This is a genomic window from Collimonas arenae, from assembly GCF_001584165.1.
Taxonomy (GTDB): Bacteria; Pseudomonadota; Gammaproteobacteria; order Burkholderiales; family Burkholderiaceae_D; genus Collimonas; species Collimonas arenae.
The window spans coordinates 863,220-878,522 of the sequence record NZ_CP013233.1; the positions used below are offsets into that span (position 1 = coordinate 863,220).

10 protein-coding genes and 1 tRNA gene are annotated in these 15,303 nt (G+C 57.9%); 3 read left to right on the forward strand and 8 right to left on the reverse strand.

What is annotated here, in order from left to right:
• Nucleotides 1–16 precede the first annotated feature (16 nt).
• Entirely contained in the window at nucleotides 17–730 is a 714-nt protein-coding gene (locus CAter10_RS04045; RefSeq protein ID WP_061532388.1) for a DUF2968 domain-containing protein, read from the forward strand.
• Between the two features lie 227 nt (nucleotides 731–957).
• Here CAter10_RS04045 and CAter10_RS04050 read toward each other — a convergent pair.
• From CAter10_RS04050 to trxA, 6 genes are all read right to left on the reverse strand, one after another.
• Nucleotides 958–1,041: transfer RNA gene (locus CAter10_RS04050), tRNA-Leu, on the reverse strand.
• Between the two features lie 183 nt (nucleotides 1,042–1,224).
• Complete coding sequence (locus CAter10_RS04055; protein WP_061532389.1) at nucleotides 1,225–2,955, reverse strand: ArnT family glycosyltransferase; 1,731 nt, start codon at nucleotides 2,953–2,955, stop codon at nucleotides 1,225–1,227.
• A 377-nt stretch (nucleotides 2,956–3,332) separates the two neighbouring features.
• Nucleotides 3,333–3,602 carry a type B 50S ribosomal protein L31 gene (locus tag CAter10_RS04060; protein WP_061532390.1) on the reverse strand — a complete coding sequence of 90 codons (270 nt, stop codon included), beginning with the start codon at nucleotides 3,600–3,602 and terminating at the stop codon, nucleotides 3,333–3,335.
• Between the two features lie 230 nt (nucleotides 3,603–3,832).
• Nucleotides 3,833–5,125, reverse strand: coding sequence for an MFS transporter (gene tcuC, locus CAter10_RS04065; protein ID WP_061535156.1), 1,293 nt, complete (start codon nucleotides 5,123–5,125; stop codon nucleotides 3,833–3,835).
• 247 nt (nucleotides 5,126–5,372) lie between these two features.
• Nucleotides 5,373–6,635 (reverse strand): transcription termination factor Rho, encoded by a 1,263-nt coding sequence (gene rho / locus CAter10_RS04070; protein ID WP_061532391.1) that lies wholly within the window; start codon nucleotides 6,633–6,635, stop codon nucleotides 5,373–5,375.
• 104 nt (nucleotides 6,636–6,739) lie between these two features.
• The gene (gene trxA, locus CAter10_RS04075) at nucleotides 6,740–7,066 is read right to left on the reverse strand and encodes a thioredoxin TrxA (protein WP_061532392.1); all 327 of its coding nucleotides are present in this window, start codon (nucleotides 7,064–7,066) and stop codon (nucleotides 6,740–6,742) included.
• A gap of 332 nt (nucleotides 7,067–7,398) precedes the next feature.
• Between trxA and CAter10_RS04080 the strand changes: the two genes are divergently transcribed.
• Together CAter10_RS04080 and CAter10_RS04085 are read left to right on the forward strand one after the other, a co-directional pair.
• On the forward strand, nucleotides 7,399–10,164 hold the full coding sequence (locus CAter10_RS04080) for a PD-(D/E)XK nuclease family protein (RefSeq protein ID WP_061532393.1): 2,766 nt from the start codon (nucleotides 7,399–7,401) through the stop codon (nucleotides 10,162–10,164).
• Nucleotides 10,164–13,517 (forward strand): UvrD-helicase domain-containing protein, encoded by a 3,354-nt coding sequence (locus CAter10_RS04085; protein WP_205630287.1) that lies wholly within the window; start codon nucleotides 10,164–10,166, stop codon nucleotides 13,515–13,517. Before CAter10_RS04080 ends, CAter10_RS04085 begins: the two co-directional genes overlap by 1 nt.
• A 61-nt stretch (nucleotides 13,518–13,578) precedes the next feature.
• On the opposite strand, the gene CAter10_RS04090 is transcribed toward CAter10_RS04085, so the two are convergent.
• Together CAter10_RS04090 and CAter10_RS04095 are read right to left on the reverse strand one after the other, a co-directional pair.
• Nucleotides 13,579–14,322: an amino acid ABC transporter permease gene (locus CAter10_RS04090; RefSeq protein ID WP_061532395.1), complete on the reverse strand. Its 744-nt coding sequence runs from the start codon at nucleotides 14,320–14,322 to the stop codon at nucleotides 13,579–13,581.
• Between the two features lie 160 nt (nucleotides 14,323–14,482).
• Entirely contained in the window at nucleotides 14,483–15,277 is a 795-nt protein-coding gene (locus tag CAter10_RS04095) for a basic amino acid ABC transporter substrate-binding protein (RefSeq protein WP_061532396.1), read from the reverse strand.
• Between the last annotated feature and the right edge of the window lie 26 nt (nucleotides 15,278–15,303).

The window sequence follows — 15,303 nt, forward strand, 5'->3', positions numbered from 1 at the left end:
GCGAAGGAATCAGGGGATGAATGTAAATGTACGCAATGTGGTCAATGGATTCGGCCTGGGATTGTTACTTGCCGGTTTGTCGATCAACGCAATGGCACAATCCACCTCGACCGGGGCTGCGGCTACCGCAACTTCGCCTAGCGCTACCGTTTCTCCCGCTGCAGCGTCTGCCGCCAAGCCAGTTGTCAGCAATGCCAATAGCACCATCAGTGAATTGCAGCAATTAATGCAAGGTCAAGGCATCAGTGAGCTGCGCACTACCTACAATGGCAACTACGGTTCCAGCCTGCTGTTCAAGCCGGATAGCCGGACTTATTACGTGGCACTGTTCCAGCAAAAGAATTTCTGGCGCGTCGTCAAAACCACATCGGATGCGCAAGCTGAACAGACTTACAAGAGTTTCGTCGGTCAGACCGAAAAGCTGGCCGAGGTGGATATCCGACGTATCAAGCTGGAAGCGGAAAAGCAATACACAGAACAGTTGATATCGACCCAGGAAGCGCGTCTGAGCGCTTTGCAAAACGATCTGGCGGTACAGCAGCAACAGGAGCAGAGCGTCGCCGTCCAGCAGGACCAGGCGCGTCAGCAAACACAGTTGTTGAGCAACAAGCAGCAAGCTGCGCGTAGTCAGCTGACGGCGTTACAAAGTCGTATTCGGACGCTGGAGGCGCAGCAGACGACTTTGGAAAATATCAACCTGACCGGCGGCAAGTCTTCCGTGACGAAATAATTCGGTAACTGTATAAACAGTTTGCCAGTTCCTAGAGACCAGTATATTTACGAAAATATACTGGTCTTTTTTATCGACAGTTCTCGCAGGAGCGACGGCGAACGGGGTTGATAACAAGGCCGTCCTTGTAGAGGCTGTCGTTGCAATACGCGAAGCGGGCTTTGAAAAGAAACGGTATGGCGGAAACGAAAAAAGCACTGAGCAAGTCAGTGCTTTTTTGTAAAATCTGGTGCCCGGGGCCGGACTCGAACCGGCACGCCTTGCGGCGGGGATTTTGAGTCCCCTACGTCTACCAATTTCATCACCCGGGCAGAGTGAACTACATTAACAACTACATCAGTGCGATCAGATCGCCGTGAATTTGTCTCGCATGCCTTGCTATACAGCCTTGCTCGGCAACGCGTCCGCTATTATGACTGATTTCCACAGCCCGATCAATAGGTACCTCGAAAAACCTGCTGCGCGCTGCAATCTCGGTACCTCGTCAAATACGTCTAGTTGCCGACACGCTGGTACAGGCGGAAACGTTCATCGCGGTCGGATGGTCGGCGGCCGGTCCACAGCAGCTTCCAGTTGCCTTTGAACTGGCGCCATAGCGCATCATCCGATTTGACTGAGACATTGTCCTGGTACAGCAAGTAATCGCAATGCTGCTGGCCGAATTCGCCAAACGGGATGTCGCCAAAATAGGCGAACGAGGCGCGCTGGGCCGGGCCGACGTTGGTGTCGACGCATTGTTTGACGGCCGGCAGGTGTTCATCGATTTGGGCGGCAACGCCGGCGTAGCTCTTGCTGTAGTTGATCCAGGGCATCCACAGCGTGGTCAGCAGTAGCCAGCACAGGATCACGCCGCCAGAGGACAGCACCACGGCGCGCCACAGGACCGACGGCCGGCGCGACAACCGCCAGTTGACCAGCAGGATCCAGAACACTGAACCGAGCAAGGCGATGATCAGCGCCACAAGGTTGAATTCAGGCTTGAAGCCTGGCGCCAGCTTGTAGACATTCTTGGCAATCTGCGCCGGCCAGCCGCTTTCCTTGGCTATCCAAGCCAGCCAGATAAATGCGGCGCAAGCAGTCAGCGTCATGACCGAGAACCAGTCGACCGCGTTAATCGCGCCGCGCTTCATGGTCGGCAGGCCGAATGCAGCAAGGATCACCAATGCCGGCAGCAACGGCAGCAGGATACCTTCTTCCGGGTGTGGATTCAGCAGTATCACAGCCGTCAGGCTGATGAAGAATGCCAGCGGCAATGCAATGTGCAATGTCGATCGTTGCTGGCGCCATGCATAGACGGCCCAGCCGGCGAAAGGCCAGGCCGGCCACGCAAACCAGATGCCGTATTTGAAGTAGTACGAGAGCGCTGTCCAGCTTGGCCAGCTCAATTGCTGCAGGTTGACGTTCTCCCAGATGGCGAAGTAGCCGATGCCGCGCGGCAGCAGCGTGCAGCCCGCAACGAACCAGATCCCGGCGACAATCGCAGCCACAGGCAGGCTGATCAGCAACAGGTCGCGTGCGATCTTTTTTTCGCGCATGAATGCCAACACCACCAAACCGAGCAGCAAGCCCAGCGGGATCGTCCAGCCGCGCGTCAGGATCATCAGGCCAAGGGTAAGCCCGAGCAAGGCGGCACTGCGAATATTACGCTCCGCGTTGGGGGTGTCGAACATGCGTACTGCAACATAAATCGAGAAAGCCACCAGAGAAATTTGCAGGCTCTTCGCCGTCGGTTCATGGCTGTGAGAAATCAGTCCGAGGCAACCAAGGTAGATCAGGAAAGCGCCGTCGGCCAGCGTGCGGCCAAAATCCCTTGGCTCGGGCTGGCCGCCGAATGCCAGCCGCAGCGGCTGGGCTTCGTTGCGTCGCCCCAGTAGGTAAGTGGCATACCAGACCGAGAGCGAGCCGATCAGGAAAAAGACGACAGTCGACAGGCGCGCGGCGAACGGGTCGCCCACTAGCCATCCGAACAGCTTGATGAAGAGGGCGCCGACCCAGTAGGTCAGAGGGCTTTCACCTGGCATTGGCAAGCCGGCGATGTTGGGCATCAGCCAGTCGTTAATGCCGCCGTGGGCCATGGTCCAGGCGATACCGAAACTTGATGCGTCCTCATTTTTCCACGGATCGCGTCCGATCAGCCCGGGCAGGATATAGAGTAATCCAAGTGCCCATAGGCCCCAGCGTGGCAGTGCGCTGGTGGCGGAAGCAGGGAGGCGGACGGGCTTCATCACAATGTTGTTTGACCGATTATTTGAATTGCTGGATATTGTGCCGGATAGCAGTGTACTGCGCTATCGTCAGCTACGTTTTTCGTGACCTGGACAAACCTGCTGCGCGCTGCAATCTCGACACTGCGATGCTCGCCGTACTCTCATACGGCTGTGCTTCTTCTGCCGACCTTGCAACGTTCGCTACGGTTTTTCGAGTTCTCTTTTGTTCTGGATATCTTTTCCCGGCATCATTTTCCGCAATCCATCAAGGATTGGCTCTCCAGCTGAATCAATCTGCGCGGACGGTTGGAGCGGCGAGCCGGGCCGGCAGTTCTCGATCATGCCGATAAAACAAAAAAGGCAGCCGCAGCTGCCTTTTTGAAACGACGATCGAATTAAGTATTGGCGATCGAAGTCTTGGAACCGACAGTGCCGAATTTCTTGCGGAACTTGTCAACGCGACCGGCGGTGTCGACGATCTTGTGCTGGCCGGTGTAGAACGGATGCGATTCCGACGAAACTTCAATTTTCACCAGAGGGTATTCTTTACCTTCGTGGGTGATGTTTTCGCGAGTCTGGATAGTCGAACGTGTGACGAACTTGAAATCGTTCGATACGTCGTGGAACAGGACTTCGCGGTAATTTGGGTGAATGCCGTCTTTCATAATTGCCTCAATTGAGTGGTAGCCAATCAATCACTTCGTCGGTCGTCCTGCTTCTTGACCCGATTGTCGATCACTTGCCGGGGTGGAAAACCGCAAATTATACAATAAATCCCGCAATGTATCGGAAAAAATGAATGAAATCAGTGCCTTGGCGGCCATCGGGCACTGATTTTCATTTTCTTGCTACGGCTGCAATCCCGCTTGAATCCGTCCCTCAGTCAAGCCGGATATCAGCTTTTTGCCTGGACAGGGCTTTGATTGCCGCTCTTGCGGTACAAATACAATGTTGCAAACAAGCCACAGATAGCTGCCGCGGTCATCCACATGCCTGGTGCGCCTTTGTCGCCGGTGTATTCGATCAGACCGGTGGCAATCGCCGGCGTGAAGCCGCCGAAAATGGCTGTCGCCAGGCTGTAGGCCAATGAAAAACCGGCTGTTCGCACTTCAACTGGCATGACTTCGGTCAGCGCGACCACCATCGCACCGTTATAACTTGCATACAGGAAAGAAAGCCACAGTTCGACAACCAGCATCTTCTGGAAGCTCGGATCGACCACCAGCCACGACAGCGCGGGATACGCGGTCAGGATAGTCAGGATCGTGAATGCCAGCAGCAGCGGCTTGCGACCGACGCGGTCGGAAAGGGCGCCCATCACCGGCAGCCAGATGAAGTTCGAGATGCCGACGCAGAAGGTGACAACCAGCGCATCGATAGTGCTCAGCTTCAAGACGCTCTTGCCGAATGTCGGCGTGTAGACGGTGATCAGGTAGAACGAGACTGTCGTCATCGACACCAGCATCATGCCGGCAATCACCAAGCCCCAGTTATCAACCATCGAGCGCAGGATTTCGCGTACTGGCGGCTTGTGTTTGCGCGCCATGAATTCTTCGGTTTCCTGCAGCGAACGGCGGATCACGAACAGCACCGGCACGATCATGCAGCCGATGAAGAATGGAATGCGCCAGCCCCAGTCGGCGATTTGCGCCGGCTGCAGCCATACCTGCAAACCGAATCCCAAAGCAGCGGCGACGATGATGGCCACTTGCTGGCTGGCGGATTGCCAGCTGACATAGAAGCCCTTGTGCCCTGGTGTCGCCATTTCGGACAAGTACACCGAAACGCCGCCCAGTTCCACGCCGGCCGAGAATCCCTGCAGCAGCCGACCAATCAGCACCAGCAGCGGCGCCGCATAGCCGATGGTGGCGTAACCCGGTACGAATGCGATCAGCATGGTGCCGGCGGCCATCAGCGCCAGTGTCGTGATCAGGCCCTTGCGGCGGCCGACCCGGTCGACGTAGGCACCGAGAATGATAGCGCCAAGCGGCCGCATCAGAAAGCCGGCGCCGAATGTCATGAAGGTCAGCATCAGCGAGGCGAATTCGTCGCCCGCCGGGAAGAATGTCTTGGAAATGTAGGTCGCGTAAAAGCCGAACAGGAAGAAATCGAACATCTCCATAAAGTTACCGCTGGTAACTCGCAGAACTGTGCCGAATTTCGATTGCCTGGATGGGGTAGTTGCCATGATGTGTTGTTGCCAGAATGAAGGTTCGCAAGGATAGCATTTAACCGACCCGCTTGTAGCAGCGAGGCCGGAAGTTGCAAGGCGCAGCAAAGGCGTAGGAATAATGCCCTTGCCGCCGCCGAAAATTACCCCGCCATTTTGCGCCTGTTTTTTTATGGTGTGCAAAAAAAAGTCCGACATACTCATGCATGACGGACTTTTCCGCGTTACGGTTGACATATTTTTCAACCGTAACAATCAACCTTGATTAACCGCCGCGACGCATCATGTCGAAGAACTCGGCGTTATTCTTGGTCGACTTCATCTTGTCGAGAATGAACTCCATCGCTTCAATTTCATCCATGCTGTACAGCAGTTTGCGCAGTACCCAGATCTTTTGCAGCTGGTCTGGCTTGATCAGCAATTCTTCGCGGCGGGTGCCGGACTTGTTGAGGTTGATCGCTGGATAAACGCGCTTCTCGGCGAGGCGGCGTTCCAGGTGGACTTCCATGTTGCCGGTACCCTTGAATTCTTCGTAGATCACGTCATCCATGCGGCTGCCGGTTTCGATCAGTGCGGTAGCGATGATGGTCAGCGAACCGCCTTCTTCGATGTTACGGGCAGCGCCGAAGAAACGCTTCGGACGTTGCAGCGCGTTGGCGTCGACACCACCGGTCAGCACCTTGCCGGAGGCAGGGATCACGGTGTTGTAGGCGCGCGCCAGACGGGTGATCGAATCCAGCAGGATCACTACGTCTTTTTTCATTTCGACCAGGCGCTTGGCTTTTTCCAGCACCATTTCAGCAACCTGCACGTGGCGTGTGGCTGGTTCATCGAAAGTCGACGCCACCACTTCGCCGCGCACCGAGCGCTGCATTTCGGTCACTTCTTCCGGGCGTTCGTCGATCAGCAGGACGATCATCACGGTGTCTGGGTGGTTGGTGGTGATCGCATGCGCAATGTGTTGCAGCATGACCGATTTACCGGACTTCGGCGACGCCACCAGCAGGCCGCGCTGGCCCTTGCCGATCGGCGCGATCATGTCGATGATGCGGCCGGTGATGTTTTCTTCGCCGCGCATGTCGCGTTCCAGCGGCAGCGGTTTGTTCGGATGCAGTGGCGTCAGGTTTTCAAACAGGATGCGGTGCTTCGACGCTTCCGGCGATTCGCCGTTGACCTTGTCGACCTTGACCAGTGCGAAATAGCGCTCGCCGTCTTTCGGCGTACGCACTTCACCTTCGATCGAATCGCCGGTGTGCAGGTTGAAGCGGCGGATTTGCGAAGGCGAAATATAAATGTCGTCGGTGGACGCCATGTAGCTGGCGTCGGGCGAGCGCAGGAAGCCAAAGCCGTCAGGCAGGACTTCGAGGGCGCCATCGCCAAAAATTTGTTCTCCTGATTTCGCGCGCTTTTTCAGGATCGCGAACATCAGTTCTTGTTTGCGCAAACGCGCTGCGTTATCGATGTCCAGGCCGATTGCCATTTCTAGCAGGGCGGAGACGTGTAACGCCTTCAATTCAGATAAATGCATAGGTATGAGTGTCCCGGGATGGGAAATATTGGGTGGGGGAGGGAACTGCGTGGTGTAGTCAGTAAATCACAAGCGGCGATGCGGGCGCACCGCCGCGGTTCTTATTATATATTCGAATCAATGAATGCCGTCAGCTGGCCCTTGGCCAATGCGCCGACTTTTTGCGCAGCAGGAACACCGTTCTTGAACAGGATCAGTGTCGGGATGCCGCGGATGCCGTGCTTGGCAGGCACTGCCTGGTTGGAGTCCACGTCCAGCTTGACGATCTGCAGCTTGTCGCCGTATTCCTTGGCCACTTCTTCCAGGATCGGGGCGATCATTTTGCAAGGGCCGCACCACTCAGCCCAGAAATCAACCAGGACCGGTTTGTCGGATTTGAGTACGTCTGCTTCAAAAGCTGCGTCGGATGTGTGTTTAATATGTTCGCTCATGGTTTCCTCAGTGTGAGGGAAAAAGAATCAATGTATGCCAAGGACGACTTACCATTCCTGCTTGGTGGTTGCCATCGGCGGCCCTTATTCTATTGAAAATGTGGGGATGCCGTGCGCGAATTCAAGTATCTGTGGGTGCGGTAAGAGGTGTTGCGGCGGGATATTCGCTAAATCATAACCGATTTTAATAAAAAGTGTGAGGCGCGCGCTTATTTTCGCTTGTTTTTTAAGGGCTCGCATAAAATGACAGGTAATTGTTGCAAAAAAGAGCCTCCGGCCCGGGCGTCGATTTCTGAAGCAGTTTCCCCCGCGTCGGCGTTACAGTGAGCTACATGTCCTTAAAATCCATATTAATTGCCCCTTCCGCCGGTTTCTGGCCTGGCGCGGCGCGCGCGCTGCTGGCGGCTTGCCGCGAGCGTAGTGGCAATGCCAATCAGCGCGACTTCGCCGACTGGCGCGTAGTGCTGCCAACCTTTGCCCACGCTCAGCAATTGAAAGCGGCACTCAACGCCGAATTGGGCGGGACTTTCGTGCCGCCGCAGTTCTTCACGCTGTCCGGCTGGCTGATGACGCTGCCGCCGCAGCAGAACGTGATGCCTGCCAGCGAGCGCCTGATGCGTCTCTACGCAGAGTTGCGTCAGCACGGCTGGCTCAAAAAATTATTCACGGCACGCCGCAACACCGATTTGCTGCCGCTGGCGCAGACACTGTTAGCGCTATCGGACGAATTGACGCAGGCTATGTTGCCTTCGTTGCACGCCGCCGACGGTGACACCGCAGATCTGGAGCAGCGCTGGCAGCATGCGCTGGAACAACTATCGCCGGATGCGCGCAAAATATTGTCGGATGAAACCCAGCTGGTTTGGTCGATCTGGAAAAGCCAGCTCGATGCCGACGATGCGATTGCTTCGCGTTTCGCGCAAACCTTGCAGATGGCGGAACAGGCGAGCCAACCGATGGCCTGGATCAGTTCTGTGGCGCCGGAGCCGCTGGAGCAGGCTTTTCTTGATGCCTATGCCGCACGCCAGCCGGTGCTGACGATTACGCTTGATTGGCGTGCGCCGGCGCTGCTACCGACCTACGCTGTGGCTTGGCCGGAAATGGTGGAAACTGCTGTCGACGACGGTAGTTACGCTGGCGCACCCAGCGACAGGCAGATCGATGATTGGACGCTGTCGACTGAACTAACCTTGTGCGCTGCACAGAGCGTTGAGGACGAAGCAGTGCAGGGCGCGCAAATGGTGATCGACTGGCTGCAGGCAGGCAAGAGCAGCCTGGCGATCGTGGCGCAGGATCGCGTGGTGGCGCGCCGCATTCGTGCTTTGCTGGAACGGGCGCAAATCCATGTTGCGGATGAAACCGGCTGGAAACTCTCGACCACGCGCGCGGCGTCGGCAATCTCTGCCTGGTTCGACGTGGTCACCGCGCGCGGCGAAACCACCGCCTTGCTTGATTTGCTGAAGTCGCCGTTCGTCTTGAACGAAGCGCCCAGCGATCTGTTGCATGATGCGCAGGACAGCGTCGCCAACAAATCGGCGCTGGTGATGAAGATCGAATTGTTGCTGCGGCGTGCCAACGTGCTGGGCGAGTGGCGTAACGTGATCAACGCATTGAGTGCGGCGCCGGCGGAACAAAACACAGTCAGCCTGCTCGCGCAGCAGGCGGCGCAATTTGGCGGCCGCAAGACTTTGCGCGACTGGATTGCCACCACCAGCGGCACCTTGGATGCGCTCGGTATCAGCTCGGCACTGGGCGCAGATTCGGCCGGCCAGCAGATCCTGCAACTGTTGCAGAATATTGCCCCGTCCGGGAATCACTCGGGCCAGGATTATGCAGCGTTGTTTTCATTTCCGGAATGGCGCGCGCTGGTCAACCTGCAGCTTGACGACACCAGTTTCATCAGCGCCATCAATGACCGGCGCGTGGTGATGTTGCCGCTGAACGGCGCGCGCCTGCGTACCTTCGATGCCGTGCTTGTGGTGGGCGCCGATGCCGATCACTTGCCGTCGCAGCCGCAGGAAACCCTGTTCTTTGCCAATACCGTGCGACGCGAACTGGGGCTGGCAACCCGTGAAAGCCGGCAACGCCAGCAATTGCGCGACGTGGTGGAACTGCTGGCAATGAATCCGCAGGTAGTGTTGTCCTGGCAGGCGCATAAGGACGGCGAACCGAACCCGGTCAGCCCTTGGATCCAGCGGCTGCAACTGACCCTGGCGCGCCATGGTGCGGCGGCGCTGCCGGAAATGCGGGCGACGATTGCAGCGCAAAGCCTGCAGCCGACACCGTCGGTCATGCCAGTGCCGGCCGCCGCGCAACTGACGCCGACGCGCCTGACGGCCAGCGCCTACAACAGCTTTATCGCTTGCCCATATCAATTCTTTGCGCGGCGCATGCTGGGCTTGGCATCGCTGGATGAATTGTCCGACTTGCCCGAAAAGCGCGACTACGGCGGCTGGCTGCATGAAATTCTTGAGACATATCATGAGACCTTGCGCGATCAGCCCTGTCCGCCTGAACGGCGTGAAGCATTGTTGGTGGATATTTCAAAAAAACTGTTCGACAGCGTCATCGCCAGGAATCCTGCTGCATTGGGTTATTACGCGCGCTGGCAGAAGGTGATCGCCGCCTATGTGGTGTGGGCCAATGAACATGAGGCGCTGGGTTGGCGCTTTGTATTTGGCGAACAAGCGTATGAAAAGCCACTGCCTTTGCCGGATCGGGAATTGACGCTGCATGGCCGTATCGACCGCATCGATGAGAACGATGCCGGCGAACGTGCTGTTCTGGACTACAAGACCAACAACCTGGTTGCGCTCAACAAAAAACTGAAGGACCACGAAGATCATCAACTGGCGTTCTACGGTTTGCTGTCGGATCGCCCGGTTGCCGCTGCCCATTACGTCGCACTGGAAACCACCAAGGACAAGGTGGGCGATGTGAGTGCGCCCGACTATGACGAAGCGCAGCGCGCATTGGCTACGCAAATCACAATTAATGTGCAAGCGATTGCCAGCGGCGTCGGGTTGCCTGCCAACGGCACCGAATCGGTTTGCCAGTATTGCGATGTACGCGGCTTGTGCCGCAAGGGAGCGTGGTAATGAGCGAATTGATGCAAACGCCTTTGCCGAGCGCTTACCGGATGAACGGCAATGTGGTCGAAGCGCAGGATTTCACCAACGCCGCCTGTGATCCGCAACACTCTGTGGTGGTGGAAGCGTGCGCCGGGAGCGGCAAGACCTGGCTGCTGGTGGCGCGCATGTTACGGCTGCTGCTGGCGGGCGCCGCGCCGTCCGAACTATTGGCGATTACCTTTACGCGCAAGGCGGCGCAGGAAATGCGCGAACGCCTGCTGGAACTGCTGCACGACCTGGCGCTGCAGCCTGACGAAAAGGTCCGCACCTTGCTACTGGAGCGCGGCATTCCGCGGCAGCAGCTGGCGCAAGTGCTGCCGGCGGCACGCAACCTGTATGAGCGCGTGCTGGCCAGTCCGCAGAGCTTGTCGATCGATACCTTCCATAGCTGGTTTGCCAGGTTGCTGCAAATTGCGCCACTGGCCTCTGGCGTGCCGCATGGCTATGCGCTCACGGAGAAAACCGGGGAGCTGCTGGCCGACGCCTATCTGCGTTTCATGCAATCACTGAACGATGAAGACAACGGCCAGGTCAAGCAGGATCTGCTGGCCTTGTATCAGCTGGTGGGTGATTTCAGCACACGTAAATTGCTGACAGCCTTTATCGATAAACGCGCCGAATGGTGGGCCGTGATCCAGCAGGGCGTCGACGTGCCGCTGGAGTGGCTGCGCGAGCTGTGTGGAGAGGATGCCGAGGCCGATGCTCGCCTGTCGCTGTGGGACGACGAGAAATTGCTGTCGCAGATTAAGCAGATCGCCTGGCTGCTGGGGCAGGGCTCGGCCACCAACCAGAAGCGCGCGACCGCCATCGAAATGGCGCTGACCGCAGGCCCGGCCACGGAAAACTTCGACGCCCTGTGCCATCAGTTCTTCGATGATGCCGGCAAGCCGCGCAGCAACGCCAAGACCAAGGATTTGGTAAAGGCGCTGGAAAACAGCCTGGGTGGCAACGCGCTGGATGCCTTCGATGCGCAATTCATCGTCACCGGCGACGCTCTCAAGCTGCTGCGCAAACGTAGCCATGAGCGTACCGTGTTGAGCCTGAATCAGCACCTGTTCAGTGTCGGCAATGCCTATCTCGAATGCTATCAAGGCCTGAAAGCGGAACAGCGCGTGTTCGATTTCGCTGATCTGGAATGGCAAGCCTATCGGCTGTTGACCAATCCCGAAAGCGCCGCTTATTTGCAAAGCCGGCTGGATACGCGCTACAAACATATTTTGTTGGACGAGTTCCAGGACACCAACCCGCTGCAATGGAGCATCGTGCGCGCCTGGCTCAGCGCTTATGGCGAAGATGCCGGGCAGCCCAGCGTATTCGTGGTCGGCGATCCCAAGCAATCGATCTACCGTTTCCGGCGCGCCGAACCGCGCGTGTTTGAAGCCGCGCGCACTTTATTGCAGGAGCAGGGCGCGACGGTGCTGCAGGCAAACCAGACGCGCCGCAATGCTAGTGCCATCGTCGCCGTATTGAACGAGAGTTTCGTCGCCAACCCGCTGTTTTCCGCGCAAACCACGTTGGGTGAAGTCGGCGGCGCGGTCTGGCGCTTGCCGTTGATCCGCCAGCCGGATGACGATGGTGATGCCGAAGCTGCGCCACAGGGTTTGCGCAATCCGCTGACCACGCCGCGCGAAGAGTCGGAAGACGCCCGCCGGCGCGATGAGGGAAAGCAGATTGCGCAGGCGCTATGGCGCGCCAGGGCGGAACTGAAGATTCGCCGGGAAAGCGGTAGTCGCACGCTGGCGTGGTCGGACGTGATGCTGTTGGTGAAAAAGCGCAGCCATCTGGGCGCTTACGAAAGTGCGTTGCGCGCAACCGGCATTCCATTCATGTCGGACAAGCGCGGCGGCCTGCTGGAGTCGCTGGAAATTTCCGACCTGATCGCCTTGCTGACTTTCCTGATCACGCCGGACGACGCGCGTGCGCTCGGCCACGTATTGAAATCGCCGATCTTCGGCGCCAGCGATGATGACCTGATTACCCTGGCGCAGCGCGGCGAACGCGGCTGGTGGGCGCGCTTGCGCGCTGCCAGCGCTATGGCTGAAGCATCGGCGCCGTTGCAGCGCGCCTCGGCATTGCTCGCGGAATGGCTGCAAGCCGCGCCGCGATTGCCGGTGCACGATCTGCTCGACCTGATTCTGCATCAGGGACAATTGTTGGCGCGCTATGCACAAGCCGCAGCGCCACTGGTGCGCAGCCAGGCCATCGGCAATATCGAGGCTTTCGTCGAACTTGCCTTGAACATGGATGCCGGCCGTTATCCCAGCCTGCCGAAATTCATCGATGCCTTGCGCGGCCTGCAAAACGCCGCCGGTGGCGATGCGCCTGACGAAGCCAGCATTGATGCCGCCACCGACGCGGTGCGCATCCTGACCGTGCACAGCGCCAAGGGCCTGGAAGCGCCGGTGGTGGTGCTGCTGGACGCCAATCACAGCAAGCCGGCGCGCGACGATTACGGCATCCTCTGCGATTGGCCGCAGGACGCCGAGGCGCCATTGCACTTTTCTGCTTTTGGCAGCAGCGCCGAACGCGGCGCCGCCCGTGATCGCCTGTTCGACGCGGAAGAAGGATTCAAGACGCAGGAAGACTGGAATTTGCTGTACGTGGCGACCACCCGCGCCAAGCAGTTGCTGATCGTCAGCGGCGTCGCCGGCAGAAGCGGCGGCGTGACCGAGGATAGCTGGTACGCGCGCCTGCAGCATGTGGATGAACTCGAACTGGAAGCAACGGCCGGGCACGCCGCTGATGCCGATGCCAGCATTGCGCAGCGGTTCGAGCAGGAGATTTTTGATCCGCCACACATGCCGCCGGCCGTTACCGCCAGTGCGCCGACTTTCAGCAATCAGGCAATTGATGAAGGCGTCGCCCTGCACGGCCTGCTGGAGAGGGTCACGCAGCACGGCAACTGGCCGGTGGCGTTGCCGCAAGCAGAGACAATTGCACGCTGGTTGCCGTGCCCGTTGCCGATGGCGAAACTGGTCAGCCGCCAGGCGCAGACCATTCTCGATCAGGCCGAGTTGGCGCATTTCTTCAATCCGGCGCTACATGTACATGCTCGCAACGAAATGGAAATCATCGCCGATGGCGTCGTGCTGCGCTTCGACCGTGTGGTGATCTTTGAGGAAGAGGTGTGGATACTGGATTACAAACGTAATCTGCTTGATAGCGAGCGCGCGGCCTACACGGCGCAATTGCGTGGCTATCGTTCTGCGGCGCAGGCGGTGTTTGCCGACAAGCGGCTGCGCACGGCGCTGCTGACGGTGGACGGCGTTTGTGGGAAATTGACTGAGGGAAGTTGTCAGGCCCTGATTTATTTTGCGTGAAATAAATCAGCGAATAAGTCAGGGCGGGCGCAAATGCGCTGTGGATTAACGCGTGACTTGATCAGCGATGATGCGGCGCTGCGTACTTCTTTTCCAGACGGCCAACCAGCATCGCCAGCACCATGGTCATGGAGAAGTAGACGACGGAGATCGTGATGTACGGTTCCCAATAGCGGGAATAGGCGCCGGCCACAGTCCTGGCAGCATAGGCCAGCTCAGCCAGGCCGATGGCCGATACTAGCGACGAGTCCTTGAGCAGGGTGATCGCTTCGTTACCCAGCGGCGGCAGCATGCGGCGGAATGCTTGCGGCAGCACCACATAGCGCATCGTCAATTTGTAGCCCATGCCAAGGCTGGAGGCGGCGTAAGTCTGGCCGCGATCGATGGATTGGATGCCGGCGCGGAAAATTTCGGAGATATAAGCGCCGGCGTTCAACGACAATGCGACGATGCCGGAGATGAAGGCGCCGTAGTCCTGCTTGATGGTGCGTGCCAGCTCGCCGGAGATCAGCAGGCCGTTATCTTGGTGGATCAGCACCGGCATCACCGCAAAGTGAATCAACAGGATTTGCACGAACAACGGTGTGCCGCGGAAGAACGCCACGTAGAAACTGGCCAGGCCTTTGACCAGACGGAACGGCCATTTCCATGGGCCGTGCTTGACGTCCGCCAGGCGCAGCATGCCAAGCAGCAAGCCAATGATGGTGCCGATGATGATACTGATCACGGCCACCTGGAGCGTCATGAAGAAGCCCTTGACGAATAGCGGCGCGTAGCCTTGTATGATGCTCCAGCGAAAATCCATAAATATTATTGAGAAGAAACTGTGTGACTGGCTGAAGGGATGCGCGACCCGCAATGTTGACTTTGTTGCAGGTCCGGGTCGCGCCTGAAGATAATAAAAATTAGCGCAAAATTATACCGTAGTCGCCGCAGACCGCCAAAAACAGCGGGTCTGCGCGGGATCATTTGCCGTTGCCGAAGTACTTTTCATTGATCTTGGCGAAGCTGCCGTCTGCCTTGATATCAGCCAGGCCCTGGTTGATCTTCGCCAGCAGTTCGGTGTTGCCCTTGCGAACGGCGATGCCGTAATACTCTTTCGGGAAGCCGGCGTCGGAGACGACGCGGAAACTGGCGGAGGGGTTATTGGTGATGTAGTTCTTGACTACCGCATCGTCGGCCACCACGGCATCGACGCCGCCGCTTTCCAGTTCCTTCAGCGCCAGCGGCGTCGAATCGAAGCGCTTGATGCTCGGATTGTTCTTGCCGACCAGGTTCTGTACTACTTCATCACCGGTAGTCGCGCTTTGCACGCCGATCTTCAGGTTTTTCAGGTCGTTGAATTGCTTCACCGTGGTGTTGCTCTGCGGGACGGCAATCAGCTGGCTGGCTTCGAAATAAGGCTCAGAGAAGTCGACTGTCTGCTTGCGTTCGTCGGTGATGGTGATGGCGGAAATCAGCAAGTCGCGGTCGCCTTGCGCCAGGAAGTTGAAGAAGCCTTCGAACGGTGTCGGGATGAATTTGACTTCGATGCCGGTCTTGGCGGCAATGGCCTTCATGACGTCGATATCGAAACCGACCACTTCCTTCTTTTCGTTTTCGGCGGAAAACGGTGCATAGGCCGATTCGACGCCAACCACATACAGGCTCTGTTTGGCGGCCGCTGCCGGTGCTTCTTCTTTCTTGCTGCAGGCGCCGACAGCGATCAGGCTCACGGTCAGCACGCACAGCGGCAGGTAGCGGGTTAAGATTTTCTTCATGGTGCTCTCACAAAAAAGGGGCGTTC

Coding starts and splice junctions, on each gene's coding strand:
- rho (WP_061532391.1), bottom strand. CDS start 6,635: ATGCATTTATCTGAATTGAAGGCGTTACACGTCTCCGCCCTGCTAGAA.
- CAter10_RS04080 (WP_061532393.1), top strand. CDS start 7,399: ATGTCCTTAAAATCCATATTAATTGCCCCTTCCGCCGGTTTCTGGCCT.
- tcuC (WP_061535156.1), bottom strand. CDS start 5,125: ATGGCAACTACCCCATCCAGGCAATCGAAATTCGGCACAGTTCTGCGA.
- CAter10_RS04055 (WP_061532389.1), bottom strand. CDS start 2,955: ATGAAGCCCGTCCGCCTCCCTGCTTCCGCCACCAGCGCACTGCCACGC.
- CAter10_RS04060 (WP_061532390.1), bottom strand. CDS start 3,602: ATGAAAGACGGCATTCACCCAAATTACCGCGAAGTCCTGTTCCACGAC.
- CAter10_RS04085 (WP_205630287.1), top strand. CDS start 10,164: ATGAGCGAATTGATGCAAACGCCTTTGCCGAGCGCTTACCGGATGAAC.
- CAter10_RS04095 (WP_061532396.1), bottom strand. CDS start 15,277: ATGAAGAAAATCTTAACCCGCTACCTGCCGCTGTGCGTGCTGACCGTG.
- CAter10_RS04045 (WP_061532388.1), top strand. CDS start 17: ATGAATGTAAATGTACGCAATGTGGTCAATGGATTCGGCCTGGGATTG.
- CAter10_RS04090 (WP_061532395.1), bottom strand. CDS start 14,322: ATGGATTTTCGCTGGAGCATCATACAAGGCTACGCGCCGCTATTCGTC.
- trxA (WP_061532392.1), bottom strand. CDS start 7,066: ATGAGCGAACATATTAAACACACATCCGACGCAGCTTTTGAAGCAGAC.